Source organism: Actinobaculum suis, assembly GCF_900618115.1.
GTDB lineage: Bacteria > Actinomycetota > Actinomycetes > Actinomycetales > Actinomycetaceae > Actinobaculum > Actinobaculum suis.
In genome coordinates this window covers 638,302-664,248 of record NZ_UYIO01000001.1, presented here as the reverse complement: position 1 = coordinate 664,248, position 25,947 = coordinate 638,302, and the positions used below count along the sequence as shown (strand labels likewise).

Here is a 25,947-nt window from a genome sequence, read left to right as displayed (position 1 = left end):
GACCCGGATACTCGTCCTGTGCATGCAAAAAGCCGGTTGCTAGAATGCTGAAGCAGTACGGAAGGAAGGTTAATGGCGTCGAAAATCCCGGTTCCGGCACATTTACCGCAACGCGCGGCTCAGACCAGCCCGGAACACCCTTGGCCAGTGCGGCTCTTGGCGGTCAAAATCCGCGAATACGTGGCCGCTATGTCCGGGTTGTGGGTAGAAGGCGAAGTCATCACCTTGCAAAGGCGCCCCGGTGCCCGCGTACAATTCCTCACTTTGCGCGATCTGGAAGAAAACTATTCGATGACGGTCAAAATTATGACCCATCTACTTCCCCTCGGGGTACAGCCAGGATCGCGCGTAGTAGTGTGGGCAAAACCGGACTATTACGCCGTCAATGGTTCTTTGGCCCTGTGGGCTAAAGAAATCCGTCCCGTAGGGGTGGGAGATATTCTCGCCCGCATTGAAGCACTCAAAAACCGTTTAGCAGCGGAAGGACTTTTCGATTCGCGTCGCAAAAAACCACTCCCCTTCCTCCCGCGCGCTATCGGCCTGATTGTGGGCCGCAATACCAAAGCTAAAGAAGACGTGATGGTCAACGCTTCGATTCGGTGGCCGGGCGTGACTTTCGAAGTGCGGGAAGTGCAAGTGCAAGGCCAAGGTGCGGTAGAAGCCATGATCCCGGCCTTGCGAGAACTAGATGCACTACCCCAAGTGGAAGTAATCGTGTTGGCCCGCGGGGGCGGTTCGGTAGAAGACCTACTACCGTTTTCCGATGAACGCCTAGTCCGCGAAATCGCGGCCACGCACACCCCTACCGTTTCCGCAATCGGGCATGAGGGCGATAATCCGCTCTCTGATTTAGCGGCCGATTTCCGGGCTTCTACCCCCACCGATGCGGCCAAACATATCGTGCCGGATGTGCGGGAAGAACAAGCAGGAATCACGGAGGCACGGGCGCGGATCCGCCGCGCTGTACAGCACCGGCTTTCCCGGGCCCAACAAGAACTTGACGCGGTGCGCGGACGGCCGGTACTGGCCCGCCCGCAAACCATGGTGGAAATGCGGCAAACTGACCTTACGGGTTTGCGAGACTGGTTGCGTTCTCACACCAAGCGCTATCTGGCTGCTGGCGCGAGCGACGTCTCTAATCTGCTAGTTCAACTGCGCGCGCTTTCTCCGCGGGCTACACTCGATCGGGGATACGCAATTCTCTTGCGCGATTCAGGAGAGGTTGTGAAGTCCACTGAACAGGTGAGTACGGGCGATATGCTTTCGGCGGTCCTTGCCCACGGCCGCCTCAACCTGAATGTGAAAGGCGGTGCGTAGTGGCTACTTCCGAAATGCCCGCGCGCGGAATCAGTGCTACTGATATTTCGCGTATGAGCTACGAAGAAGCACGCGGCAAACTAGTAGAGATCGTTTCCCGGCTCGAACAAGGATCCATTCCTTTGGAAGAATCCTTACGCCTGTGGGAAGTGGGCGAAGCCCTGGCCGAACGGTGCCAGCAGTGGCTCGACGGCGCTACCGAACGTATTCGCCGCGCCGAACAAGGCCTGCCCCCACAAACCGAAACCGCAAAGCCAAACGATGCAGTGCCCGGAAATGCTTCTGCGCCGAACAGTTCTGCTACACCTGCACAAAGTAGCAGTTCTGCCGCGCCGAACCGGCCGGCTACGCCGGCCGCTCCTGTACCCGGCAACGCTCCTGTTGCGCCGGGCGGTGCCGCGCAGTCCGCAAATCCTGATGTTACGCCCATCCCTGGTGCCACTACGGGTTCTCGTACCGAGCGGGTGAGCGCTATTCAGGCTGCGGTGGATGGTATTAGCGCCGCCGATGTACCTGCCGTCCAGCTCACCCCGGAAGAATTAGCAGCCGCTCGGGCCAGCCAGGCCACCGCGGCAGCCTCGGCCACGCTTGCTGCGCAAACCGCGCCAGATACGCTTTCTGCTTCGGACACGGCTGATACCGAAGATGACGATTTCGATCCCGACGAGTTTAGTGATGACCCGGCGGAATTTGATTCCCAGCCATTAGTTCGCCACCCCGAGGATTTCGAATGAGTTGTCTTGTACTCGGCGCCGTCTACGTGGACGGCCTTCCTAACGAGCAGCCCCAAGCACATGGCGCCATGTTCGGGGTATCCCTCGGGCTCGCCACTTTTGGCCGGAGCGTGCGTTTCGTAACCGACCTCGGCAATGACGAGGCCGGTAAACTCCTACGCGCCCAAGCAGATGCGGCCGGGCTGGAACTGTATTTGCGGCCCAAACGGGAACGCACTGCGCCCACGCCGCGCTTCACCCCGGAAATAGCGCGCGAATCCGGCCTACCCGCTCTCACCTTGCCCGAAGCTCCAAAAGAAGGAGCCCGGCGGCTCGACCTTTCCCTCTTTGACCCACAAGTACTCGTGCTCGGCGGCTCTGCCATGCACACCGAAGAGACCGCTACTCGCGCCCTGGAATGGGTAGACATAGCCCGCTCATCTGCCACAATCGTCTACTCACCCGCAATCAGTAAAGGCGTACGCACAAACTTTGACAAAGCGCGCAGGCAAGCCGAAAAACTCATCCGCGCCGCAGACGTAGTGTGCGTTTCTGCCGCGGACCTGCGCCAATTGTACGGAATCTCCGCCTCCACCCGTACGTACAACAAACTCGCCCAATACTGGTTCAGCTTCGGCCCGGCAATCGTCGCCATCCCCCTTGATAACGGCGAATGCATTATTTACTCGCGCGCGCAAGGCGGCGTAATCATCCGGCCCCTACCCCGCACCCAAAACAAAACTCGCTCCAACAACAACACAACCAATAACACCGCGACTAACGGAATCTTGACCAACGGCACCGTGGCCAACCGCACCATGGCCAACCGCACCGTGGCCAACCGCACCGTGGCCAACGGCACCGTGGCCAACGGCACCGCAGCTACCGCAACGGCGGCGCCTGCCCCGGCCACTTCTACAGGTCCCGCACCTACCACAGTGATGCAGTCCGATGATTCTCACTGGGAAGATTCCCGCACTCGCGGCAACGCGGAGTTTACAGCTGCCCTAATTGATGCTTTAGATCGAGTGTCTTTGCTGGGAGCAAGCGTCCGCGAGCGCCTAGACGAAGTTTCTCTTTCGAATATTCATGCGGTCGGAGTTTTTGCGGCCACGGCAGCCCAGCTGGCTACCGAAAAACCGCGCGGAGTATTTCCCACGCGTGAAGAAGTAAGCCAATCGGTAACCGACGCCTACATTTAACACGAATGTACGGCTTAGCGCGGCGTACGGCGTAGTTATTTACCGCGGCGCCGATCTCGTTCCGTGTAGTCACGCAAGGCCCGCAAAAAATCGGTGCGGCGAAAATCTGGCCAGTAGGCTTCGCAAAAATACAGTTCCGTGTGCACAGACTGCCACAGTAGGAAACCGCTCATACGTTGCTCCCCGGAAGTGCGGATAACAAGATCCGGGTCAGGCTGGCCGGCCGTGTACAGGTGATTCGTAATATCGGACAGTTCGAAATCGGCGGCAGCCTGCTCAATCGTGTGCCCGGCACGGGCCGCTCCCCGCAAATATGCGCGCACGGCGTCCACAATTTCTTGCCGCCCACCGTAACCAACCGCGATATTCACGCGCATACGCCCGCTATTCTCACTGGCCTCCTCCGCCCGGCGCAGACGCTGAGCAATATCTTGCGGGATAAAACTATCCGATCCCACGATCTGTAAAGACCAGCGATGCTGCGCCGCCAAATCCTCTACCGTGCGCGCAATAATATTCAACAAAGGGCCCAGTTCGGCCGGGTCGCGTTGCACATTGTCGGTGGAAAGTAACCACAAGGTCACCACTTCAATATTGACCGCATCGCACCAACCCAGAAAATCCCCGATCTTCGATGCCCCGCGCGCATGCCCAAAGGTCGGGCCTTTACCAATCTGCTTCGCCCACCGGCGGTTGCCATCCAACATGATCGCCACGTGCCGCGGCAGCTCCTTACCAGCAAGCTCCCGGCGCAAATTCCAGTCATAGAGGCGATATGCAAAATTTTTTAGCCCCACGCTAAGCTCCCGCTTCTCTTTCCGACCACCGGTCTTTTCGTTCCGGCCACCCAGTCTTCTTTTTCCAACCGCCCGGTACTCCCCTATTATCGGCCAGGTTTCCACCCGGTGGGGCCACGGACCAGGCGTGTGCACCAACACCACACTTTGCCGCGCGGCGGCTTACCCGCCCAAGTGCGCGGCGGCTACCCACGAAACACGCGGCGGCCCACCCGCCCAAGTGCGCAGCAGCCTCTCGCCCAAAGCACACGGCGAAGAGCTGGATTTGAAACTATGCCCACCTTTCTTCCGCCCGGAGGCCGGAGCGCTCTAGACTGAAAGGTATGAACACCAACACCCGGCCATCGCAACACACCGCACCGCTCACCCGTTATCGCGAACGCAAGAAACAGCTCGCTAACCTCCCGAAACCGAAGCTGCGCGGGTGGCAACACGCGATTATGGCCCCGGCGGCGATTGCCGTCGGTATTGTGCAGATCTGCCTCGCCGATGGAGCAGGCCAAAAAGTAGCCTGCGCGATTTTTATGGCCTGCGCCGTGATCCTCTTCGGGCATTCAGCCCTATATCATTTGGGGAATTGGTCGCCTCGCGTGCATCGCGTACTGCGCCGCATGGACCACTCCAATATTTTCTTGCTCATCGCCGGCACCTACACGCCACTAACGATCGGGCTTATGAGCCCGGCCCATGCCCGCCTCTGTTTGACAATCGTGTGGGCTGGCGCAATTCTGGGTATCCTCATCTCCCACTTTTGGCCGAGCGCCCCGCGGTGGGTGTATGTACCGCTTTACATTGCACTGGGCTGGGTGGCCGTCTGGTTCTTCCCAGAAATGGTGCGCAATGGGAGCACGGCCACAATTTGGCTCATTTTATTGGGCGGAATCGCCTACACCATTGGCGCTATGGCCTACGCTTTCCGCTGGCCCAACCCGTGCCCCCGGTATTGGGGATTCCACGAGTTCTTCCACCTGGGTACCGTTATCGGTTACACCTTGCACACCATCGCCGTCTTCTTCGTAATCCTATAAGGGCTTTCGTAGTCCTGTAAGGGCTGCGCGCCAGCGTGCGGCCCGGTTTCCGACGCCGGCAAGCAACGCCCGGTTCTCAACGCGACCCACCGCGGCCCGGTTTCCGACGCCGGCAAGCAGCGCCCGGTTTTCAACGCGGCCCACCGCGGCCCGGTTTCCGCGGCTGGCCCGCGCCCGGCACCCCGGAAGCCACCTAGGGCGCTGGCGGCGGGGCGCCTATTCGGCGGCTAATCCGGGGATTCTGGCAAATAGATCCGTTTCGATGCTTCCTTCGGCTGGCTGCCCCACCCGAGAAAACGCCAGGTAGAACTCCTCATAGGGCCACACGCGGGCTTCGATATCGCGCGGCGCGGCGAAGAAGAAACCTTCCGGATCGATTTGCGAAGCATGGGCACGCAAAGCGGCGTCGCGCTGCGGGAAGTAAGCGGCCACATTGATCCGCGTAGTGGGCTCATGCAAAGGTTGGCGTTGCGATAGCGCGGCAAGCCGTTCCGCGAAAGGCGATTCCATACCGGCCGCGAGCATAGCGTTATGGATCCGCCGGATACGTTCCGCGGAAAAACTGACGTCATAATAAACCTTTTGTACCGCCCACGGCTCTCCTAAATCCGGCCAGGTTTGGCTGGCCGCTACGCGCACTGCTTTCACCGAAGCCTCATGGGTGCGTTCGTGATCGGGATGCGGGTACCCGCCGTTTTCGTCATAAGTAGTGAGCACGTGCGGGCGGAAAGCCCGAATCTGGGCTACTAAAGCCCGCAGCACTTCCCGCTCGTTAGCATTTGCAAAACACCCTTCCGGCAGTTCTACATCCCCGTGCGGGTATCCGGCCGGCAAACCCGAATCCACGAATCCGAGGAAAACCTGCTCGATGCCCAGTGCTCGGGCGGCCTGCGCCATTTCTTCGCGGCGCAACTCCGCCATAGTTTTCCGGGAAAGAATCGACCGGTCAAAGTGCGGATTGAGGACGCTTCCCCGCTCGCCACCGGTCATGGTTACAACTCGTACACGCCCTGTTTGCGCGTATTTCGCCATCGTTGCCGCACCCTTCGACGATTCATCATCCGGGTGTGCATGTACACACATGAGCCGTTTTTCTTCCGCCATGCCCCTCCCCTATTTGAACTGTTGACTATCTTAGGGCTTTTCCTTGCTAGGACAACTACCCTTCCCGCACCTCAACATTTTTGCAAATCCTGGCTAAAGATTCCTGGCGCTGTTAGAATGCACGGGAGCTCATGCCCGCGGTTCGGGCATGAATTTTTATATGTGAGGGTCGTTTGCCGGCTTTCGCATGAAAGAGCTCTGTGGCGTCAGCGGGTTTCCCGGGACGCCTTTTTCGCACTTCGCACAGGCTTGCCACTTCGCACAGGCTTACACTGTGAATCTGCACTGTGAATCTGCACTTTCGAGCTACCGCCGCGGCCCTCTCTTAGTTCGCCCTCCGGTTGCAAAACCGTGCACATTCCGTGCGTTTCTGGCGTGCCTAACGTAAGCGCGTAACCAGCTCCGCCCACAATATAATCTGACGTTGCCGCGGCCTCAGCCGCGGCAGAAAACTGCGGCGCGAGCCGCGAGAGGAAAAATATGGCACAAGAACAACAAAATGGCACTTGGCTTTCGCCTGCCACATACGATCATCTCAAGGCCGAACTGGAAGAGATGATGACTACCCGGCGCGCGGATATTACCAAGAAGATCGAAGTGGCCCGCGCCGAGGGTGATCTGTCTGAAAACGGCGCCTACCAGGCAGCCCGCGAAGAGCAGGGCAAACTGGAAGGCCGGATCCAAGAGCTCCAACAGCTGCTGGATACCGCCCAAGTATCTGAACCGCCCACGGGCGACGTCGTCGCCTCCGGGTGTGTGGTAACCGCGAAGATTGGTGGGGTGGAAGAAACCTTCCTCCTCGGTTCGCGGGAAGCTTCCGACCTGGTAGATATTGAGGTGTACCCGGAAACCGCGCCCTTGGGACAAGCGATTTTGGGTCTCAAAGAAGGGCAAAGCGCCACGTTCCGCAACCGGCGCGGGCGTGCGGTCACGGTAGAAATCCTGAAAATCCAACCCTACGAAGGCTAAACATGTTCGACTTTCCGAGCCTCGATGCCCTCTCCGCTATGCCCGGTAATGCCGCCGAGGCTTTACCGGGCCGGGCAGAACCGGTGAACCCGCATCCGGCGCCCCATCCGGTTTTGGGCACTCTCCCGCTCACGGCGCCGGCGCCCGGGCAGGGCCTCATCTATTTGGCCTCGGGTTGCTACTGGGGTGCTGAGGAACTGTATTGGAAAGCGGGCGCGGTGAGCACCGCGGTGGGGTTCATGGGCGGTTTTACGCCCAATCCCACTTATGCGGAGGTATGCACCGGCCGTACCGGGCATGCGGAAACCGTGCGAGTGGTTTATAGCGAGGATTCTTTGCCGCTCGCCGAACTGTTGCAGCTTTTCTTCGAGTCGCATGATCCGACCACCGCGAACCGGCAGGGCAATGATGTGGGAACCCAGTACCGTTCCGCAATTTTTACGACGACGCCGGAGCAGGCCACCCTGGCTAGTTCTATGTTGCACGCGTATCAAGAGGTGCTCACCGCCGCGGGCAAAGGTGAAATCACCACCGAATTGCGGTCAGCCAGCGAGGCCGGGCCGTTCTATCTGGCTGAAGAAGAACACCAGGCCTATCTTTTTAAGGTCCCGCACGGGTACCGTTGCCATGCCCGGACGGGCCTACCCTGCCCGCTCCCGGGAGCTGGCCCGCTGGCGGCCGGTAACTAGCTGCTGGCCGCGCGCGGTAGTATCTGTGCAGGCCGGCCGTTTGCTCTGCACGCGATACGCACGCCGGCTAGTCTCCTGCTGGGTGTTAAACACAGGCCGGCTAGTTTTCTTGCTAGGCGCGCTATATACGAAAGGACAAAACATGGCAGAATCCGCAATGCCGCAGGTTTCTGGAGGTTTCGGAGACCGACCGGATTTCGAATGGCCGGAAGGCGAAGCCCCGCAGGGTTTGGTAGTGAAAACCCTGGTGGAAGGAGACGGCCCGATGGTTCGCGCCGGCTCGCAAATCGAATGTGACTACCACGGTGTGATCTGGGGCGGCAAGCTTTTCGATTCTTCTTATGATCGCGGCACTCCCGCCACCTTTGGGATTGGCGTGGGCCAAGTTATTGCCGGCTGGGACCGGGGCATCGTGGGGAAAAACGTAGGATCGCGGCTCCTGCTCGCCATCCCGCCCGCGCTCGGCTATGGCCGCCGTGGCATCCCGCAGGCCGGGATTGGTGGAGATGACGTGCTCGTCTTCGTGGTCGATATTCGCAAGCAGTTCTAGCGCGAGCGCGCGCCAATCTAGCCAGCGCTTGCCCGCGTTACAAACAGTGCTTACTGGCATTACAAACAGGGCTCCTGCTCGCGCTATAAACAACGCTTGCTCGCGTAGTTATGCACAAAGCTAAAGGGTGGGTGCGAACCGAGGATTTCCTCGTGGTTCGCACCCACCCTTATCGTATTGCCTAGCTATGGAGGCTGTGCTATTCGCATTGCTCCGCATGGAAGCTCCGTGTGGAAACTTCGCTATTGCAGGCAAGTAGCTACTGCGGGTAGCTACTTGCGCTGGTGGCTCCTATCGCCACCAATTACTGTTAGTTCTCTTACTGCTAGCTCTCATCTGAAGCAAAAATCGCGGCTAGGCGGAGAACCTCCAGGTAGATCCACAGGATCGTCATTACGATGCCCAAGCCAACCGTCCACGCAAACTGCTTCGGCGCACGATTAGCTACCGCATACTTCGCGGTTTCCAGATCTCCAATGAGCATGTAACCGCCGATGGCGATCATTACCACGCCCAAGATCAGTCCCAGCTTCAATCCGCCAAAGGAAAGCATCCGCAAAGAGCCGGTAAGGCCCGTGAGCATCAAAACTAGGTTGATCAGACCAAAAATAATGTAGGCAACGAGCACGGTAAGAACTACGCGCCGTCCCTTGGAAGACGTGCGTACCCTTCCGGACATATGCAAGAACACGGCCACTCCCACAACAATCGCCGTGCCCAAGATCGCTTGGAATGCCACGCCCGGGTAGATCCGATCGATCAGACCGGTAATACCGCCCAGGGCCACACCTTCCAAAGCGGAATAAGCGATTGCCATAGCCGGACCAACCATGGGCCGGAAAGCCGTAATCATGCCCACCACAAAGGCGGCAATGGACGCCACCACGGCTACGCCGATAACAACATTCGGCGGAATGAAGAGCGCCGTCGACACCCCGGAGACGATTGCCACACCGAGGAGAATGGCGGTCTTCACCATAGCGTCGTCGTAGGTCATGGCTTCCGCAACTGGACGGCTGGTGGCCGGCATAGCCCAAGCTTGGGCCGTGGCCTGCGCCGAATCCTGCGGTTTTGCTTCAGCGTACGGATATTGATCCGCTGCTACATAGGGATTTTGTTGAGCGGTGCGTGTTCCCCCGCCGTAATACGTCTGGTTAGGCGTTGACGCACCCGGCTTGAAATACGGGTTATTGCTCATAACCGGATTAGACACTCGAACTCCTTGATCGATACCTCCCGGGATGAGGACTACTACCTCAGCTCGGCCAGGTCACCGCGGGATTGTCACCCCCGGGCACACCAGCCCCGGTATTTACACCCACACATTTTCACGAGGAAGTCTGGGATTTCACTGTGAGACGCATGATGAGATGCATGACGATGTTCAGGGTGACCACCATATCCAGAAACACCCATGAAACGCCGAATAGCACCGAATGCTAAATCGCACTTTTTCGGTCACCCGTAATTATGTACTCTATGAGCGTGAGGTGCGGCATCGCACTTTACCACACACTGCGCCAAGAAAGGAGCGCGATGATTCAGGTTGAATCGTTGACGAAGCGTTATGGCCCAACGCTCGCGGTGGATAATCTCAGTTTCACTCTTACACCCGGCCGGGTAACGGGCTTTTTAGGGCCGAACGGATCCGGCAAGTCCACCACAATGCGTTGCATCTTAGGCCTGGATCGGCCTACTTCGGGCCGTGCCACCATCGGGGGTGTGCCCTATTGGCAACTTACTTCCCCGCTCACCACCGTGGGTGCTTTGTTGGACGGACGGGCTTTCCATCCGGGAAGAACCGCGCAGCAGCATCTGCGTTCGATCGCCATCACGCACGGTATTCCTGCGGCTCGTGTGGATGAAGTGCTCGCACTAACCGGCCTTACGGCGGTGGCAAAGCGAAAGCTGCGCGGTTTTTCTTTGGGTATGGGCCAACGCGTGGGAATCGCGGCGGCGCTCCTGGGAGATCCGGAAGTATTACTTTTTGACGAACCGGTTAACGGGCTAGATCCGGAGGGTGTGCGCTGGGTGCGCCAGCTGATGAAACAACTCGCGAGTGAAGGCCGCACAATTCTGGTTTCCTCGCACCTCATGAGCGAAATGGCTCTCACCGCAGACGACCTTATTATTATCGGGCGCGGCCGCCTCATCGCTTCCGGTTCTATCGAAAGCTTCACGGAAAGCGCTGCCAACACCATTGTGTTTATTGGCGGGCCAGTACTTTCCGCGATTGAGAAAACCTTGCACGACGCCGATATCAGCTACGAACGCGTGGCGAGCGATGTTTCTGGTGCGGGCCGCGTGGCAGTTCGAGGTGGGAACGCCCAACAATTGGGTCATCTTCTTGGTTCGGCCGGGGTGGAAGTACACGAGCTAAACACCACGCATCGTTCCTTGGAAGACATCTTCATGGAGATCACGGGCGAGGCCGTAGATTACCAGGCCGGTGTGAAGCCCGGCGCGTACGGTCCGTGGCAACCGGGCCCGGCAACACCGGCCGACCCGGCCGCACAAGGCGGCCCGGCCGGCCCTAATTATCCGCATCCAGATTCGTTCCCCGGCACCGGAGGTATCCGATGAACACGCCTTCCGCGGCAGCTGCGCCGCAACCATTCAGTTCTTCAGCTTCGCAACCGGCGCCCGCATCACAACCGGCGCCCGTATCGCACCGGCTTTCCCGGTTCGCCGATCCGGCCTATCGGGTTACTTTCTGGCGAAGTTTCCTTTCTTCCTGGTACAAGATCACACATACCGGTTCGATTCGCTGGGTCACGGTGTGCGGCGTCGTCGTAACTGTACTGTTCGCAGCCATTATTACCTTTAGCTTTGCGACGCTCGACGAGATGGGGGCGATACTTTCCCCTTCGAAACTGCAGATCACCGCTAATTACGTTGCCCTCGTGGGCATGATGGTCCTAGCGATGCTCTTCTTCCTGGCTTTCGGGGCTTTGAGCGTGACGAATGAATATTCGGTGGGCACGATGCGTATCACGGCACTGGCGGACGCTTCGCGGATTCGTGAGTTTTTGGGCCGCGGTTTAGCGATTTGGCTTTATGCACTGGTCGTCGGAATCGTGGTGCTGCTGGCTACGCTGCTTTGCTTGGCCTTGTTTGGCGTAGGCTTTAGCACCTCCGGCCCCATGCTTTCCGTGTATTTGCTGTATGCGCCGGTACTGGCTTGTAGTTCGTTGCTGGCCATGGGCGTGGGTTATGCCTTACGTTCTTCGGCCGGGGCGATCGTACTGACGGTTGCCGTAATATTGCTGGGTGATTTGGTGCGGCTCATTCCGATCAAATTTGTGCAAGAACAGCTGGTGCAGTTCCTGCCGCACGCCGCTTTCCCGGCGGCGCTCACACCGGAGGAGACCCGGCACATCGTCATGGATGTAACCGACCAGTATCTGCCGCAGTGGGCGGGCTTCCTGGTGTTCCTCGCCTGGACCATCGGCGCCTGTGCGATCGGTTTTGCCAAGTACCGCAAGTCGGATGTGTAGCTTGCCGGTAAGAAACCAGAGTTGCTGGCTGCCAGCATAGGGCTGCTGGCAAGCCGCACAGGCTGCGGCGAATATTACAAATAACAGCTGTGGGGCCGGGAGATTTCCTGGCCCCACAGTTTTGCTTCCTCGTGGTACCCCCGGTGGGACTCGAACCCACACTGAGCCGATTTTAAGTCGGGTGCCTCTGCCGATTGGGCTACGGGGGCGCAGACCTCATTGTATGCGCAAATCGCCACTCACCGCGAGGAATACCGAGCGGGTGTCTTTGATTTTCAGCACGCATTTATTCTATATGCCGCGCGCCACGCCCACGCTACACAGCGTCGTACGCCGCGCCGCACCACACCAAGCCGCATGTCCCGCCACACCCCGCTGCACACCGCTGCGCGCCATGCCACACCGCGCGCAGCGAAATGCTTCACCGCTTATCTGTGTTTCTCATGATGTTTGTCCGCAGCACGAATGTTTTCTTCCGGCTAGGCTGGATGCAGATTTATCGCACGATTATGCGGCTCTTTGCCGCACGAATAGGGGAATTATGAGTTCACATCGTGACGCGTCAGAAAACGCGGCCGAGGTTGCGGCCCCCGCGTCGGGTACTAAGCCCACGCATCTCTCCCGCAACCCTTTTAAGCGGTACCGGCAGGCTCTCGAAAATGATGCATTTGCTGGCCTGGTATTGGTAATTGCCGCACTCATCGCACTAATTTGGGCTAACTCACCGTGGCGCGGAGCTTATTTTGCGCTCGCAAACACCGAGGTAGGACCGGAGGCACTCGGTCTTCACCTCAGCCTCGCCACCTGGGCGGCAGACGCCGTGCTCGCCATTTTCTTCTTCACCGTGGGCATCGAACTTAAAGAAGAGTTCACTATCGGTTCTCTAAACTCGCTACGCAAAGCGAGTTTGCCGGTGCTGGCCGCAATCACCGGTATGGCCGGTCCGATCCTGGTCTACTGCGCGGTACAAGCCATTTCGGGCGCCCATATCTATCAAGGTTGGGCAATTCCGGTGGCCACCGATATTGCCTTTGCGCTCGGCATTCTTTCCCTGTGTGGCACGGGGATGCCTTCCGCCGCGAAGATCTTCCTCATGACCCTCGCGGTTGCAGACGACCTGGGCGGAATTATCGTTATCGCCGTCTTCTTCTCTTCCGGCATCAATTTCTTGTGGCTCGGCGGCGCGGTGCTTGCCGTGCTCGCCTTCGGCTTCCTTTGCGCCAAACGTTGGAACCGCTGGTGGAATTTGTGGCCCCTGGGCATCCTCGCCTGGTATTGCACTTTCCAATCCGGAGTGCATGCCACGATCGCGGCAGTGGCGCTCGGTTTGCTGGTGCCCACGAGTTTGAAGAAGGGGGAGACGACGCCGCTCACCCACCGCTTCATCGAAAAAATGGACTTTTGGTCCTCCGGGGTGGCCGTACCGGTCTTCGCCTTCTTCGCGGCCGGCGTGAGCGTGGTTGATTCGGGCGGTCTGGGCGCTCTAGTAACCGACCCGGTAGCCATTGGTATTTACCTCGGCCTGCCGCTCGGCAAGTTCATTGGGATTGCCGGTGGCACCTGGCTGTTCGTAAAACTCTTCCGCCTCCAGCTCGATAAAGACCTGCACTTTGGGGATATCATCCCGATTTCAGTGATCGCTGGTATCGGGTTCACGGTATCGCTCCTTATTGCCACGCTTTCCTTCCCGGCCACAGATCCGCACGAAGCGCATGCTCGCGTAGGCGTGCTTATGGGCAGCCTCATTTCCGCGATTATCGGCGCGATTCTCACGCGGCTCCGGGTCAACTACCGGCGCAAGCACGATATGTTGCACCTGGCAGATCCGGATCCGGGAATTGTGGACGATACTCACGAAGTACACCCGCAGGAGCGCGGCTAGGACCGGCGGCGCGCTGCCCCGATACCACGCGGAACGGGGCCTAGCCCGCGGCCACAAGCCGCGGCCACAAGCCGCGGCCCACAAGCCTGATTCCAAGTTGCGGAATCCAAACCGCGGGATCCAAGCCACGGGTTCCCAGCCGCGGGCCGCAAGCTGCGAATCACGCCGGGTAGCCGGCTGCGGGTTTCAAGCCGTGGTCACTCCGAGTAGCCGGCTGCGCAGAGGGAAATGGCGAGTTTCCGGATTTTTCAAATCCCAAGAAAAGTCCAGGAAGTTTCAACGCCCTTCCAAGAAGGTGCGTGGAGAATCATACATACGCGAGGCAGATAATCCGGATTGCTTGGCAGGCGGCTCGGATGAAAGCCTCGGTAGCGTTACCGGCTTTGTTCCCTTCTTCCTGTAGCGTTACAAAATAATCCGATACAAATAGACACAATCTAGTTATTGCTGGCAAGGTTTGCTAGCAAAGTGCCGGTGGCCCGGAGCTTCCAGGAAGCATTCCGGGCCACCGGCATATTCTGTGCCGCACCCACAGCACACTTAGTAGTGCGGGGCTCGGGGTTCGCGTGCCGCCCACAAGGCCAGGCCGTCTAAAATATCGTGTTCGGAGATACGCACCGCGGCTAGTTCGCGGCCCTGTGCGGCTACGCGCTGAGCAATCCGGTTCACCACGGTTTGCCACACCAGCGCACCAGACGGAATCATCGGCACCCGCCCGGGCGCCATAAAACCGAGAGCTTCCCGCTCGGCGCGGGGCGAATAAATATACCATTCGCATACGTCCCGCACGGCGCTTATTGGCATCCGCAAACCGTGAATCTTTTCCGAATCATAGGTTTCCAAGTCCAACCATTTGGCTGCCACCGAGGTAACCGTGCCGGCCAGGCCGATTACTTCGGCTGCTGCGCCCAGGTCCACATGTTTTTCGGCTTCGTCTAAGGCGCATTCCACGTCTGCCCGCGCGGCGGCTACTTGTGCGGGGGTAGGCGGATCCTCATGCAAATGCCGTTCGCGCATACGCACCGAACCCACGTTCATGGAGTATTCGGCCAGCACTTTCCCGGCGCGGGTGCCCAGCACTAATTCCGTGGAACCACCCCCAAGATCAATCGCCAAAATCGGGGAAGACCCAGTGGTTTCCAGGGCGGAAAGCGCCCCGCTAAAAGAGGTTTCGGCTTCCTGTTCGCCGGTAAGCACCTGCGGGCGTACCCCGAGTAGGTTTTCCACTCCGTCCAAGAAAATATCGCGGTTCGCCGCATCCCGGGTAGCCGAAGTTGCCGCAAACCGAATCGATTCCACCTCGTGCTTTTCGCATTGCCGGGCATAGTCTGCCACGGCCGCCAACGTGCGTTCCAATGCCGGCTCCGCAAACACCCCGTTTTTATCAACACCTTGGCCCAGGTACACGATTTCCATGGTACGGACGACGTCGTGCAACGCTTCCCCACCTGAACCCGGAACCTCCGCAATCAGGAGCCGAATCGAATTAGTGCCGCAATCTATGCCCGCCACCCGCACGCTAGTCCTCCTCACAGTGGCACACATCGGGCTGCCACCCGCTCATTTCCAGGGCGCGATCCCCAATCGGGCACACTCCCTCCCCAACCGCCAGGGCATAGCCCGCGAGCGCGTGCAAACATTTGACGCGCGTGGGCATTCCCCCGGCAGAAACATTAGAAATTTCGGGAACCTGCCCCAAAACCTCGCGCCGCGCAATATACGATTCGTGGGCGCGCTGGTAAGCGGTAGCAAGCTCCGTATCTTCGGTAAGTTCGGCGGTCATTTCGGCCATCCGGCCATCGGCTTCCAGACGGGACATTTCCCGCACCACATACGGCAAGCTCAAATAGAACAGGGTGGGGAAAGGCGAACCGTCAGCCAGGCGCGGCAAAGTGATCGTCACCGCCGGTTTTCCGCAGGCGCACCGCGCCCCAATACCGACGACGCCGCGCGGCTCCCTTCCCAGTTGCGTGGCGATCGCCTCCAGGTCACCCGCGCGCACGGGGCTCGCATTAGCGGCAATGGAAGTCAACAGGGCCGGAGTTATTTCCGCGCCGTCTTGCGTGTACTGCATTCTCTCTTTCCTTATTCGGTGCAGGTAGTTTTGGTACCTAACTCGGTGCCGATAGTTTTGGCGCCAAACTCGGTACCGGGTCGTTTCAGTGCCAAGCTCGGTACCGGATCGCTTGGGCGCCTAACCCGGTACCGGGTTGTTTGGGCGCCTGATTGTCTTATCCTTCCGGGGCGGGAGGTTCCGCGGCCGCGTCTTCACCCGCGGGTGCGGGCTCGCCTTCTGCTCCGGCTTCGCCCGCTCCGGCAGGTTCGGCCCCGTTCTCTGCTCCGGCTTCGCCTTCTCCTTCGGGAGCGGAAGTTTCCGCGGCCGGGGCGGGTTCGAGGAGCGGGGTGTCATTCGGGTTATCTACCTCGCCATCGCTCGCATACCCAGCAATCTGCGTGGACTCCCACCAGGTGATATACCATGGGGTCTTGGAACGCCGGGTGCGATTAGCTTCCGCCACCTTTTCTTCCTGCCGTTCCTGAGCCGTAGCTTCCGAAAAACCGGGCGTGACGTAAAGGCGTTCGCCGGGAACCACATAGCCGAGCCGGAGCCGGGCTTGCTGGCGCACGTAATCGTCATCTTGCCATTGCGCGAGCTGTGCTTCCAAATCGGCAGAACGCTGCTGCAGATCCTCATATTCAGCCCGAACCTGGCGTAATTGCTCCTGTTGCCCCAAATACCGCGTAAAAGTAGGCGTAATAATAATGAGGGCTAGGACGGCGAATAGGAATACCGCGATCAGGCGGAGGGAGATTGTGCGCGGCCCGTTTCCACTTTCGAAAGTAAGCCCGCGTTTCCCCTGCGGTTTCTTGGGGCTACCGCGGCCGGTGCGTGCGGTACTTTGCCCGCGCCGTGCCTTACCCGGGCGTGCGCCACGCGTTTCGGAGCGCCTTTCTGCGCGCTTGCCGGTTTGGGTTCTTCCGCCCAGGGTAGCTTGCGCTTCTGCTTTCCGGTTGCGGACTTGCCGTGCCACAGTCCGCCGACGCCGGCCCTGCCCGGCTCGCTGTGGTGCCGCGCCTGGCGGTGCGGAAGCGGCCGGTGAAGAACCCGTGGGTGAAGGCGCGGTTTGGGAAGTACCCAGCCGGTTTGGGGTGCCACTTGCCAAAGGCGAAGGTGCGACCGGGGCGGCCAAGGGGCGCTGCTCACGACTATTCGAAGTTTTTTCAGTCCGCTTGTTACCGCCGCGGAAAAACCCCCGTAAGCTCCGCCGGTTTTCGGCGTCGCCGCTTTCACCCCGGGGCCGGCCGCGCCGCGCTGGGGGTATGGGAGGACGCCGTGAACTCATACACTCCAGTCTAAGCACTGCCGCGATACTTACCCACCGTGCTCGCCGCGCGCCACACGTGAGAAAGTGCGCGGCTGGCGCTATGCGCGACAAGGTTCTACGCAGCTGGCGCTATGCGCGACAAGGCTCTGCGCAGCTGGCGCCGTGCGCTAAGAGAATCTACGCAGCTGGCGCCGTGCGCGAAAAAGAATCAACGCAGCTCGCGCCGTACGCGAAAAAGATCTGCACCGGGACGGGCGGCGAGCTTCAGTGTGTGGTCAGCTTTCGTATACGTCTTCTAGGCGTGCCAGGCCGCGCAAATCCGGGGAAGAAGCGAGGAGGGCTATGGCGGCAAGCGAGGTAAGGAGCACCGCCACGCTGAGCAACCACGCAGATCCTACGGCCACGATCCCGCCCGCGAGCGGGGCTGCGAGCACGTTGCCCAGGCCAGCTATCACTAGGAAAGCGGCCTGTACCCGGCCCTGCAAGGATTCCGGGGTAACCGCAAAAACGTACCCGAAAAGCCCGCCATTCACCGCGGCGGAAGGAAGCATCGATACCGCGCCCAAGGCGAACATTGCCCACGGATCACCAACCGCAAAGGAAAATGCCAAGAGCGCCAGGGCCATGCCGCTCAAACCCCAGAGCACCACCCGGCCTATCGGGAACGTATCCGTAATCTTGGGCGCTACGAAACTGCCTGCTAATCCCCCGATGGCAAAACCTGCATAAATTATGCCGATGGTAAGCGTGGATTGCCCGCCGCTCCGGCCTGCGAAAACCGTGGTTTGCATGGCCAAGAAGAGTGCCAGATTAATCAGTGGCGCCGCAATCGCGATTCGGCGGAGCACCGGGTTTGAACTTAAAAACACAAATCCGCCAAATCCGTGCCGGCTCCGGGGCGCGCGCGGATTTGTGCCGCGCCCCGGAGCCGATTCCCGCGCATTCTTCGAATCCGGTGGCAGATCATCGGCAACGTCGGGGCCAAACTCGGTCGAATCTTCGCGTGCGGATGGCTCTTGTGGTGTGGGCAAATCTTCGCGTGCGGGTGGCACTTCGCGCGGCCCCAGATTTCGTTTGATATTCCGGAGTGCTAGCACCATGCCGGCGAATCCGCCGGACCGCACAAAATACACAGCGGCCGGATGTAACGCGTAGAGCGCCCCGGCCAGCGGCGATCCCGCGATGCTTAGCACATTCGAACGCCCGGTTGCCAGGCTCATGGCGCGGGGAAATTCCGCGGGAGTCACGATGTTTTTCAGCGCGGCATCTTCCGCCGGGCTAGAAAAATCAACCGCGAAGGTGGTGCACAGCAGTAGCACTACGAACGCCACGAGCGCCCCAACCGGGGCCGGCCCTTCGTTAGCACCAAAGTGCAGGAACTCCATGCCGATGAGCACCCCTGCCAGCACCAACTCGGCCACGGCCGCAAAGCTCATGCACCAGCCGATTATTTTGCGCCGGCTCCGCCGATCCGCCAGGCCACCGCCCAAAAATGCCGCGAGCAGGCCGCACGAGTTAATAACTCCCACGAGCAACCCGGCGAGCGCGGGCTCGCCCGAGACGTCAACGAGAAGCATCGAGTTGGCAATCGCCAAGCTGGAGCTCAGCGCGAGCGTGGAATCACCGAAAACCCACCACGCATAATCGGCGCGTCTAAATAATTCCGAGTATCCGGCCATGCGTACCGCTCCGTTTCCCCCAGATTTTCATTTCAAACTTAAGAAAGCACACCCAAACTTAAGAAAGCACACCCGGCCGCTACCTCAATATCCAAAACCTGCCGGTTAGCACATTGCCAGGGTTGGCCGGGAGTGTATCACGCGGCCAAACCCCTTAATCGCCATTAAGCACAACTTAGCTACGCTAAGTTAGTGGCCTCTGCCAAACAGTACAGCTGGACCTTGTAACGCAACAAAATATTCGGTATGCGCAACACAAATGTTCGGGCAGGCAGGAGGGGCGGGTCGCCTATCTGGCGACCCGCCCCTCCTTTCGGACTACCGTGCCCGTATATTGCTACTACCTATGCCTGGAAGCGCGGGAAGGCGGAGCGGCCCGCGTAAACCGCGGCATCGCCCAGTTCGTCTTCAATGCGCATCAGCTGGTTGTACTTGTTGACGCGTTCACCGCGAGCCGGCGCCCCAGACTTGATCTGGCCAGAGCCGACAGCCACCGAAAGATCGGCAATCGTGGTGTCTTCGGTTTCACCCGAGCGGTGCGAAACCATGGTCCGGAAACCATTGCGGTGGGCAAGGTCAACGGCGTCGAAGGTTTCGGTCAGAGTACCGATCTGGTTTACCTTCACGAGCAGGGCATTAGCTGCCTTCTCCTCGATGCCGCGGGCCAGGCGCTTCGGGTTGGTGACGAAGAGGTCGTCGCCCACGATCTGCACCTTGTCCCCCACTTCGGATTCCATCCGGGTCCAGTCGGCCCATTCGTCTTCGGAGAGCGGATCTTCGATAGAAACGAGCGGGTACTTCTGGATGAGGTCTTCGTAGTAGGAAACCATTTCCGCACCGGTGAGCTGTTCACCTTCGAAGTGGTACTTGCCATCCTTGAAGAACTCGGTAGCGGCCACATCCAGGCCCAGAGCAATATCTTCGCCCGGCTTGTAACCGGCCTTTTCGATGGCTTCAATAATCAGATCCAAAGCTTCCGCATTCGAATCCAGGTTCGGCGCAAAGCCACCTTCATCGCCCAGGCCGGTGGCCAAACCGCGCCCCTTGAGCACGGACTTGAGCGCGTGGTAAACCTCGGCGCTCCAGCGCACCGATTCCTTGAAGGTGGGCGCACCGATAGCCATGATCATGAATTCCTGAATATCCACATTCGAATCGGCGTGCGAACCACCGTTGAGGATGTTCATGCAGGGAACCGGCAGGATGTGAGCGTTCGGGCCACCCAGGTACTGGTAGAGAGCCAGCCCTGCGGATTCCGCGGCCGCATGTGCAGCAGCCAGGGAAACACCCAGGATCGCGTTAGCGCCCAGCTTGCCCTTGTTTTCCGTGCCGTCCAGATCGAGCATAAGAGCGTCCAGCTCCCGCTGATCAGAAGCGTCCATACCAATAACTTCCGGCGCGAGCGTTTCATTCACGGCCTCAACCGCCTGCTCAACGCCCTTCCCACCGTAGCGCGAATCATCGCCGTCGCGCTTTTCTACGGCCTCGAAGGCACCGGTGGATGCGCCCGACGGAACCGAGGCACGCTTATAGGTGCCATCGTCCAGAACTACTTCAACTTCAACCGTCGGGTTGCCGCGCGAATCGAGAATTTCACGAGCGTTAACCGCCTCAATGAATGCCACAGGTACTCCTTACGTGTTGGCGAGCCCATATCTTCGGGCTAGCGGATCATTCCGCTTTGGCTATTATCTCCCATTCGCGCCCCAACCGGGCCGTTTATTGCCTTTGAAATCGTTTCCTACTAGTGATTTCGGCCAGAGCTAGCCATATTTCGGGACTTCTGTGCCCTCCCCTATGAGGAACTGCGCACATTCCCCCACGAGACGCTGGGCACATTTAAAGCCGCACGGCTTCCTGCAACACCTTCCTGCATCACCTTCCTGCATCACCACCTACAAACACTGCCGGTACGCGCCTTCACCCTATTACGCCAGCTAAATCAGGCACTTGGGCCAAATCGGGCACATTCCGCAGCTTGCGTATTTTTGCAAACATAGCTACCCGGTGTTTCTCACATTCTGAGAGATTTGCAGAAAGCCGCGTTGAGACTATATGGTTTCTTTCATGTTTAACACGTCGCGCTTTATCATGTCCGCCCAGCCTGCTTCTGGCTCCGCGCGCATGTTCGCCATGCGCCTCTGCGCGATGTGTATGTGTATGATGCGTGGCTAGTTTTTACGCCTCAGATCTCCGCATCCAGAGTTACCAGATGATTGGTAGTGCGTGACCGATAAGTCCGTGACCGATAGTCCGTGTACGCATTTTCGGTTCCCGCTACACCAATTTGCATTGGCATTTTCGTTTGAGATCCCGTGCGGTCTAGCCCGGCGTGCTACCCGGTACACCGGCCTGGTTCAGTTTTCTCCGCGCGCACTGTTTCCCTAGCGCACGATTTACCTAGAAACTTTTAGGCACCGGTTCGCATTTTCTGCCGAGGGAACGCCCGCGGCACGAAACCGGCAGCGGAAACAAACCGGCCGCGCACAAAAACCTGGCGCTGCTTAGCAGACACCCACAGTTACCCACAGTTGGGTTTTCCTGGCCACGCAGTTTCCCCGGTATTTTCTCTCCGCATTTTGCCCGGGCCACGCCACTTTCTGCGTAACCCATTCTGGAGCAACCTCGCGATACTAATTTCGGTGTCATTTTGGTTGGTTTCATTATTTCTGGGTGTCAATTTCTATTTCTGAGCATATTTTTCGGCCCACTGTAATTTCCTTTTAGATCAAAATCCTACGAACAACTACAAGGAGTACCTCTATGTCTGCCAATTCTGCTGCTTCTGCTGCTGCCACCGGAGTTACCGCGAACGGCAACTCCGCATCCGGGCCAGCAAGCGACGGCGTCGCCACCCACAACAGCGCCGCCACCCACAACAGTGCAGCTACCCGCCGCGGCGTCGCCACCCGGCTGGTACATACCGCACACAAAGACGAGTTCGGGGCAATCGCCGAACCGATTTACCTCAGCTCCAGCTACCGGCTCCCGGCCGATGGCAGCGAGGCCCCCTATGCCTACCAGCGATCCAATAATCCCACCCGGGAAAGCGCGGAACGAGCCGTGGCAAGCCTGGAAGGGGCGGCCTACGCGATCGGCACGGCCACCGGTATGGGCGCAATTTCCACAGTGTTCTCCCAGCTCAAACCCGGCGACCACGTGGTTTTGACCTCCGCGGTTTACGGCGGCACTTTCTTGTATGTGCAAGAGTTCTTCGCCGCCCGCGGCATTACCGCCAGTTTTGAAAGCGATCTCAATAACCTCGAGGCGCTTCCGGAAAACACCACGCTCGTCTTTATTGAAACACCAACCAATCCCACTTTCCGCGTCACCGATATTGCCCACGCCGCGAAACTCGCGCACGCGGTCGGCGCGCAGCTAGTAGTAGATAACACGTTTAGCACCGCGCTGTGGCAGCGGCCCCTCGAACTGGGCGCAGACGTAGTGGTTTATTCGGCCACCAAGTTCCTCGGTGGGCATTCCGATGTACTCGCCGGGTTTATTGTGCTCAACGACGCCGCCGCTTACGAAAAGTACAAGCGGGCCACCAAGGCGCTCGGGAATGTGCTCTCCCCCTTCGATTCTTATTCGATTTTGCGCGGCCTGAAAACTCTTGCCGTGCGGCTGGATAAGCAACAGGAAAATGCGGCGGTTTTGCGGGAGCTACTCAGCTCCCACCCGGCCGTGAGCCGAGTATTGGTGCCCGGCTGGTATTCGAAGCAGGAAGCCGAAATCCAAGCTGCACAAGCGGCCGGTGCTGGTTCGGTATTCGGTTTCGAATTGGCTCCCGGCCTGCGCCACAAAGATTTTGCGCGCGGGTTAGAACTGATCGCTTACGCGGTTTCCCTCGGCTCGGTGGAAACCCTCATCGCTCATCCCGCCACGCAAATCCACGAAGACCTCACGCCTGCCGAACGGGAAGCCGCCGGAATTTCCGACCAGCTAATCCGGGTTTCCGTGGGCATTGAAGATATCGCAGATTTGCAGGCGGACTTGCGCAACGCCCTCGATACCGCGCTAGCCGCCCGGAAGCAGGCATAGCCAGGCTGCGGCTCCGCCGGAAACAGGCGTAGCGCAGGTTCCACACGTAGCGCAGGTTCCACACGTAGCGCAGGTTCCACACGCAGCGCAGGTTCCACACGTAGCGCAGGTTCCACACGTAGCGCAGGTTCCACACGCAGCGCAGGTTCCACACGTAGCGCGGGTTCCACACGTAAAGGAGTAAAACAACATGCGGAAACATTTTTTGGCTGGCGGCCTCGCACTCGCCGCCGCGTTCTTCCCCTTAACCGGCTGTTCGCAGCAGGCGGGCAGCGGAGCAGGGGCCAGTGATAGTGGCACTAATGCCACCAGCAGCGAAGCCTCCCCGGCCGGTTTGACGGTACGGGAAGGAGAATTGCGAATCGGGTTGGATGGTAACTTCGCGCCCTTCGGTTTCCATGATGAAAATGGAGAATTGGTGGGCTTCGAGAAAGAAATAGGCGATGTAATTGCGCAAGATTTGGGGTTGCAAGCCGTATTTATCGAATCGCCGTGGGATTCTCTCATTGCCGGCCTGGATACCAATAATTACGACGTCGTTATAAACAACCTGGTTCCCACCGCGGAAAGGAACAAAACGCGGCTGCTAGCGCAAACTAAAACCGGCTCGTTGCCGCAAACGAAAATTGGCGCGGAAAGCTAGTAGCGGCTTCAGCTTCGCCAACGGCTTCAGCTTCGCCAGCAGCTTCGCGCCCGGAAACAAGAATCAGTAAAGGAAACATCATGAAAACTAGGAAGATAACGCAGATTTTGGCCGCGGCCGGCACCGCCCTCCTCGCTTTGACGGCCTGCTCGGGCAACTCAGGCCAGGGCACGGCCGGCACCGGAGCTTCCGGTGATCAAAACGGCGATGCCAGTAGTGATACTTTGCGTATTGGTTTGGAAGGTACTTTCGCGCCTTACGGCTATCACGATGAGAGCGGGGACCTCGTTGGTTTTGAAAAGGAGATTGCCGACGCAGTGGCCGCGCACTTGGGCCGTACCCCGGTATATGTGGAGTCACCGTGGGAGTCACTAATCGCGGGGCTGGATAATAAAAACTACGAGATCGTGATCAATAATTTGGCCCCCACCGAGGAACGTAAGCTGAAATACGATTTCACGCAGCCGTATTACACTACGCATGCCTTCGCAGCCGTTCGCGAAGATTCTGATATTCACACCGAATCTGACCTAGCTGGGAAGAAATGCGCGCAAAGTGCTTCTTCAAACTATGCCGATAACGTGCGAGCGGTAGGGGCAGAGATTACGCCGACCTCCGGTTTCGCAGATTCGATTCAGCTGGTGGAGCAGGGACGGGCAGATTGCACTGCCAATGGAGATATCACGCTGGCTTACTATTTGGAAAAGCACCCGGATTCGAAACTGCGTCTGATAGAAATCACCAGTGCACCTGGAGATGATACTGCCATCATGCTCAATAAGGGTAACGAAGAGCTGCTCGGCCAAATCAACGAGGCGCTCACCCAGATCAAGAACGACGGCACGCTTGACGAGATCATTGCCAAGTACACGCCGCAAAATATTCCGGCGGCCAACAACTAAGTAGCGACGGCGGCTGGGCCCGGGCCGCACCTGCGGCCGTGGCGCGCGGTACTGCCGTACTGGCCGTGGCGCGATACTGCCGTACTGGCCACGGCCTGGCACTAGTGGTGCCGGCCAACGGTTTGGCACTGCGGTACTCGCCGCGGCCCGGCACTGCGGCCCCGCAAAACTTGTTCCCGGCGAAAGGTAGAAAATGGAACGCGCAATCGAGCTGTGGGTGGAATCTTTCCCCGCACTCATCTCGGCAACCGTTACCGTCACCATTCCGCTCTCGCTTATTTCAATCGCGATAGCTTTGGTACTCGGTATTATCACCGCCCAACTGCGGCTCTCTAAGCTGCGGATCTTCCGTGCCATCGGCTGGTTTTATGTGTGGATATTCCGCGGCACCCCGCTTTTGGTGCAACTGTTCATCGTGTTCTTCGGTTTGCCTTCCATCGGCCTCTACCTTTCTCCGTGGACGGCCGGGGTGGCTACTTTGTCCCTCAATACCGGGGCTTATGTGGGTGAGGCAATTCGCGGTGCCCAGCTTTCGGTACCGGAAGGCCAGTGGGAAGCGGCTCGTTCTTTGCGGCTGAGCCGGTGGCAGACTTTGCGGCACATCATCTATCCGCAACTATGGCGGGTGGCTCTACCCACTTTGATGAACCAGTTCATTGACCTGGTAAAGGGCACTTCCCTAGTTTCGGTTATCACCTTGGCGGATCTAACCCAGGTAGCCCAGCAGATCACTGCCCGTACCTATGAGCCGCTCATTATGTACGTCGAGGTAGCCTTCATTTACCTCGTCATTTCCACGGTTTTGACGTGGATCCAAGGCCGGCTTGAAAAGGCCACATCGCGCTATGTAGTGAGGACCAATGATTAATCTCCAAGACATTCAGAAAACTTTTGGGAAGACCACTGCTCTAGCCGGAGTAAGCCTGGAGATCCGGAGCGGAGAAACCACGGTGATTATGGGGCCTTCCGGTTCCGGAAAATCCACGCTGTTGCGGTGCGTGAACCTCTTAGAGTGGCCGGATGCGGGAAAACTCGATATCGACGGCGCCGCGCTCACCTTCCCGGTAAAGGCGAGTCGCGCGCAAATCGCGGCTATTCGGGCGAAAACCACGATGGTGTTCCAGCAGTTCAACCTGTTCCCGCATAAAACCGTTTTGGAAAACGTGACGATTTCCCCGCGTTTGCATGGCACTCCCGAAGCGGAAGCAAACCAAGTGGCGGAAGATCTCCTGGGCCGGGTGGGGCTAGCCGGCTATGGGGAACGCTACCCGGCCCAACTTTCGGGTGGCCAGCAGCAACGAGTGGCTATTGCCCGGGCCTTAGCGCTCAACCCGGATTATTTGCTGTGCGATGAGCCTACCTCTGCCCTCGATCCGGAACTGGCGGCAGAAGTTTCCCGGGTGCTACGCGAAATCGCGGAGCAAAACCAGTCCATGGTTATCGTCACCCACGATATGAACTTCGCGCGCCGCGTGGCAGACCGTGCCGTGTTCTTGCTCAACGGGAAAATCTATTACGACGGCGATCCTGCCGGGTTCTTCGATTCCGCCGATCCGCGGATCAAACAATTCCTCGCCGTCTACGGCGGCTAAAACCCAGCGCCCTAGG

23 protein-coding genes and 1 tRNA gene are annotated in these 25,947 nt (G+C 58.9%); 15 read left to right on the top strand and 9 right to left on the bottom strand.

Annotated features, from left to right (window positions below; genetic code table 11):
• Positions 1–72: 72 nt before the first annotated feature.
• The 3 genes from xseA to H8274_RS02670 are packed head-to-tail and all read left to right on the top strand — an operon-like array spanning position 73 to position 3,232.
• Complete coding sequence (gene xseA, locus H8274_RS02680) at positions 73–1,317, top strand: exodeoxyribonuclease VII large subunit (protein ID WP_049618969.1); 1,245 nt, start codon at positions 73–75, stop codon at positions 1,315–1,317.
• Complete coding sequence (locus H8274_RS09865; protein WP_338067690.1) at positions 1,317–2,051, top strand: exodeoxyribonuclease VII small subunit; 735 nt, start codon at positions 1,317–1,319, stop codon at positions 2,049–2,051. The genes xseA and H8274_RS09865 overlap by 1 nt, the downstream gene beginning before the upstream one ends.
• Positions 2,048–3,232 (top strand): carbohydrate kinase family protein, encoded by a 1,185-nt coding sequence (locus H8274_RS02670; RefSeq protein ID WP_185933765.1) that lies wholly within the window; start codon positions 2,048–2,050, stop codon positions 3,230–3,232. Before H8274_RS09865 ends, H8274_RS02670 begins: the two co-directional genes overlap by 4 nt.
• A 35-nt stretch (positions 3,233–3,267) precedes the next feature.
• Here the strand turns inward: H8274_RS02670 and uppS are convergent, their stop codons facing one another.
• Positions 3,268–4,029: a polyprenyl diphosphate synthase gene (gene uppS, locus H8274_RS02665; protein ID WP_065415548.1), complete on the bottom strand. Its 762-nt coding sequence runs from the start codon at positions 4,027–4,029 to the stop codon at positions 3,268–3,270.
• Between the two features lie 323 nt (positions 4,030–4,352).
• Between uppS and trhA the strand changes: the two genes are divergently transcribed.
• Entirely contained in the window at positions 4,353–5,057 is a 705-nt protein-coding gene (trhA, locus tag H8274_RS02660) for a PAQR family membrane homeostasis protein TrhA (protein WP_049618972.1), read from the top strand.
• 216 nt (positions 5,058–5,273) lie between these two features.
• On the opposite strand, the gene mca is transcribed toward trhA, so the two are convergent.
• Positions 5,274–6,161 (bottom strand): mycothiol conjugate amidase Mca, encoded by an 888-nt coding sequence (gene mca / locus H8274_RS02655; RefSeq protein WP_049618973.1) that lies wholly within the window; start codon positions 6,159–6,161, stop codon positions 5,274–5,276.
• Between the two features lie 480 nt (positions 6,162–6,641).
• Here mca and H8274_RS02650 point away from each other — a divergent pair, with 480 nt between their 5' ends.
• The 3 genes from H8274_RS02650 (at position 6,642) to H8274_RS02640 (ending at position 8,369) form a co-directional block, all read left to right on the top strand.
• Positions 6,642–7,130 carry a GreA/GreB family elongation factor gene (locus H8274_RS02650; RefSeq protein WP_065415550.1) on the top strand — a complete coding sequence of 163 codons (489 nt, stop codon included), beginning with the start codon at positions 6,642–6,644 and terminating at the stop codon, positions 7,128–7,130.
• Positions 7,131–7,132: 2 nt separating this feature from the next.
• A complete protein-coding gene (gene msrA / locus H8274_RS02645; RefSeq protein WP_244924505.1) occupies positions 7,133–7,819 on the top strand; it encodes a peptide-methionine (S)-S-oxide reductase MsrA in 687 nt (228 codons plus the stop codon).
• Between the two features lie 142 nt (positions 7,820–7,961).
• Positions 7,962–8,369: an FKBP-type peptidyl-prolyl cis-trans isomerase gene (locus H8274_RS02640; protein ID WP_065415552.1), complete on the top strand. Its 408-nt coding sequence runs from the start codon at positions 7,962–7,964 to the stop codon at positions 8,367–8,369.
• A 325-nt stretch (positions 8,370–8,694) separates the two neighbouring features.
• Here the strand turns inward: H8274_RS02640 and H8274_RS02635 are convergent, their stop codons facing one another.
• Positions 8,695–9,582, bottom strand: coding sequence for a Bax inhibitor-1/YccA family protein (locus tag H8274_RS02635; RefSeq protein WP_065415553.1), 888 nt, complete (start codon positions 9,580–9,582; stop codon positions 8,695–8,697).
• Positions 9,583–9,905: 323 nt separating this feature from the next.
• Here H8274_RS02635 and H8274_RS02630 point away from each other — a divergent pair, with 323 nt between their 5' ends.
• A complete protein-coding gene (locus tag H8274_RS02630) occupies positions 9,906–10,952 on the top strand; it encodes an ABC transporter ATP-binding protein (protein ID WP_185933764.1) in 1,047 nt (348 codons plus the stop codon).
• A complete protein-coding gene (locus H8274_RS02625; protein WP_185933763.1) occupies positions 10,949–11,866 on the top strand; it encodes an ABC transporter permease in 918 nt (305 codons plus the stop codon). Before H8274_RS02630 ends, H8274_RS02625 begins: the two co-directional genes overlap by 4 nt.
• 132 nt (positions 11,867–11,998) lie before the next feature.
• Here the strand turns inward: H8274_RS02625 and H8274_RS02620 are convergent.
• A tRNA-Leu gene (locus H8274_RS02620) sits at positions 11,999–12,075 on the bottom strand.
• Between the two features lie 332 nt (positions 12,076–12,407).
• Between H8274_RS02620 and nhaA the strand changes: the two genes are divergently transcribed.
• The gene (gene nhaA, locus H8274_RS02615) at positions 12,408–13,748 is read left to right on the top strand and encodes a Na+/H+ antiporter NhaA (protein WP_082159934.1); all 1,341 of its coding nucleotides are present in this window, start codon (positions 12,408–12,410) and stop codon (positions 13,746–13,748) included.
• A gap of 540 nt (positions 13,749–14,288) precedes the next feature.
• Here the strand turns inward: nhaA and H8274_RS02610 are convergent.
• From H8274_RS02610 to eno, 5 genes are all read right to left on the bottom strand, one after another.
• A complete protein-coding gene (locus H8274_RS02610; RefSeq protein WP_338067689.1) occupies positions 14,289–15,260 on the bottom strand; it encodes a Ppx/GppA phosphatase family protein in 972 nt (323 codons plus the stop codon).
• 7 nt (positions 15,261–15,267) lie between these two features.
• On the bottom strand, positions 15,268–15,822 hold the full coding sequence (locus H8274_RS02605) for a DUF501 domain-containing protein (protein WP_082159936.1): 555 nt from the start codon (positions 15,820–15,822) through the stop codon (positions 15,268–15,270).
• 157 nt (positions 15,823–15,979) lie between these two features.
• Positions 15,980–17,092 carry an FtsB family cell division protein gene (locus H8274_RS02600; RefSeq protein WP_185933761.1) on the bottom strand — a complete coding sequence of 371 codons (1,113 nt, stop codon included), beginning with the start codon at positions 17,090–17,092 and terminating at the stop codon, positions 15,980–15,982.
• A 257-nt stretch (positions 17,093–17,349) separates the two neighbouring features.
• Positions 17,350–18,753, bottom strand: a complete 1,404-nt coding sequence (locus H8274_RS02595; protein WP_185933760.1) for an MFS transporter — start codon at positions 18,751–18,753, stop codon at positions 17,350–17,352.
• A gap of 344 nt (positions 18,754–19,097) precedes the next feature.
• Positions 19,098–20,378 (bottom strand): phosphopyruvate hydratase, encoded by a 1,281-nt coding sequence (eno, locus tag H8274_RS02590; RefSeq protein WP_049618981.1) that lies wholly within the window; start codon positions 20,376–20,378, stop codon positions 19,098–19,100.
• Between the two features lie 1,138 nt (positions 20,379–21,516).
• Here eno and H8274_RS02585 point away from each other — a divergent pair.
• The 5 genes from H8274_RS02585 to H8274_RS02565 all read left to right on the top strand — a co-directional run bounded on the left by H8274_RS02585 (position 21,517) and on the right by H8274_RS02565 (position 25,931).
• Positions 21,517–22,794, top strand: coding sequence for a trans-sulfuration enzyme family protein (locus H8274_RS02585; RefSeq protein WP_185933759.1), 1,278 nt, complete (start codon positions 21,517–21,519; stop codon positions 22,792–22,794).
• Positions 22,795–22,984: 190 nt separating this feature from the next.
• Positions 22,985–23,437 carry a transporter substrate-binding domain-containing protein gene (locus tag H8274_RS02580; protein WP_053093582.1) on the top strand — a complete coding sequence of 151 codons (453 nt, stop codon included), beginning with the start codon at positions 22,985–22,987 and terminating at the stop codon, positions 23,435–23,437.
• A gap of 80 nt (positions 23,438–23,517) precedes the next feature.
• Complete coding sequence (locus H8274_RS02575; RefSeq protein WP_185933758.1) at positions 23,518–24,339, top strand: transporter substrate-binding domain-containing protein; 822 nt, start codon at positions 23,518–23,520, stop codon at positions 24,337–24,339.
• Positions 24,340–24,532: 193 nt separating this feature from the next.
• Positions 24,533–25,207: an amino acid ABC transporter permease gene (locus tag H8274_RS02570; protein ID WP_049618983.1), complete on the top strand. Its 675-nt coding sequence runs from the start codon at positions 24,533–24,535 to the stop codon at positions 25,205–25,207.
• Positions 25,200–25,931 carry an amino acid ABC transporter ATP-binding protein gene (locus H8274_RS02565; RefSeq protein WP_049618984.1) on the top strand — a complete coding sequence of 244 codons (732 nt, stop codon included), beginning with the start codon at positions 25,200–25,202 and terminating at the stop codon, positions 25,929–25,931. Before H8274_RS02570 ends, H8274_RS02565 begins: the two co-directional genes overlap by 8 nt.
• Positions 25,932–25,947 lie beyond the last annotated feature (16 nt).

What these genes read in the sequence shown, in the direction of transcription:
- H8274_RS02605 (WP_082159936.1), bottom strand. Translation starts at nt 15,822, where the DNA reads ATGCAGTACACGCAAGACGGCGCGGAAATAACTCCGGCCCTGTTGACT.
- H8274_RS02575 (WP_185933758.1), top strand. Translation starts at nt 23,518, where the DNA reads ATGAAAACTAGGAAGATAACGCAGATTTTGGCCGCGGCCGGCACCGCC.
- H8274_RS02630 (WP_185933764.1), top strand. Translation starts at nt 9,906, where the DNA reads ATGATTCAGGTTGAATCGTTGACGAAGCGTTATGGCCCAACGCTCGCG.
- H8274_RS02650 (WP_065415550.1), top strand. Translation starts at nt 6,642, where the DNA reads ATGGCACAAGAACAACAAAATGGCACTTGGCTTTCGCCTGCCACATAC.
- H8274_RS02570 (WP_049618983.1), top strand. Translation starts at nt 24,533, where the DNA reads ATGGAACGCGCAATCGAGCTGTGGGTGGAATCTTTCCCCGCACTCATC.
- H8274_RS02585 (WP_185933759.1), top strand. Translation starts at nt 21,517, where the DNA reads ATGTCTGCCAATTCTGCTGCTTCTGCTGCTGCCACCGGAGTTACCGCG.
- H8274_RS02580 (WP_053093582.1), top strand. Translation starts at nt 22,985, where the DNA reads ATGCGGAAACATTTTTTGGCTGGCGGCCTCGCACTCGCCGCCGCGTTC.
- mca (WP_049618973.1), bottom strand. Translation starts at nt 6,161, where the DNA reads ATGGCGGAAGAAAAACGGCTCATGTGTGTACATGCACACCCGGATGAT.
- msrA (WP_244924505.1), top strand. Translation starts at nt 7,133, where the DNA reads ATGTTCGACTTTCCGAGCCTCGATGCCCTCTCCGCTATGCCCGGTAAT.
- H8274_RS02595 (WP_185933760.1), bottom strand. Translation starts at nt 18,753, where the DNA reads ATGGCCGGATACTCGGAATTATTTAGACGCGCCGATTATGCGTGGTGG.
- H8274_RS02600 (WP_185933761.1), bottom strand. Translation starts at nt 17,092, where the DNA reads ATGAGTTCACGGCGTCCTCCCATACCCCCAGCGCGGCGCGGCCGGCCC.
- H8274_RS02670 (WP_185933765.1), top strand. Translation starts at nt 2,048, where the DNA reads ATGAGTTGTCTTGTACTCGGCGCCGTCTACGTGGACGGCCTTCCTAAC.
- H8274_RS02640 (WP_065415552.1), top strand. Translation starts at nt 7,962, where the DNA reads ATGGCAGAATCCGCAATGCCGCAGGTTTCTGGAGGTTTCGGAGACCGA.
- trhA (WP_049618972.1), top strand. Translation starts at nt 4,353, where the DNA reads ATGAACACCAACACCCGGCCATCGCAACACACCGCACCGCTCACCCGT.
- nhaA (WP_082159934.1), top strand. Translation starts at nt 12,408, where the DNA reads ATGAGTTCACATCGTGACGCGTCAGAAAACGCGGCCGAGGTTGCGGCC.
- H8274_RS02625 (WP_185933763.1), top strand. Translation starts at nt 10,949, where the DNA reads ATGAACACGCCTTCCGCGGCAGCTGCGCCGCAACCATTCAGTTCTTCA.
- H8274_RS02565 (WP_049618984.1), top strand. Translation starts at nt 25,200, where the DNA reads ATGATTAATCTCCAAGACATTCAGAAAACTTTTGGGAAGACCACTGCT.
- xseA (WP_049618969.1), top strand. Translation starts at nt 73, where the DNA reads ATGGCGTCGAAAATCCCGGTTCCGGCACATTTACCGCAACGCGCGGCT.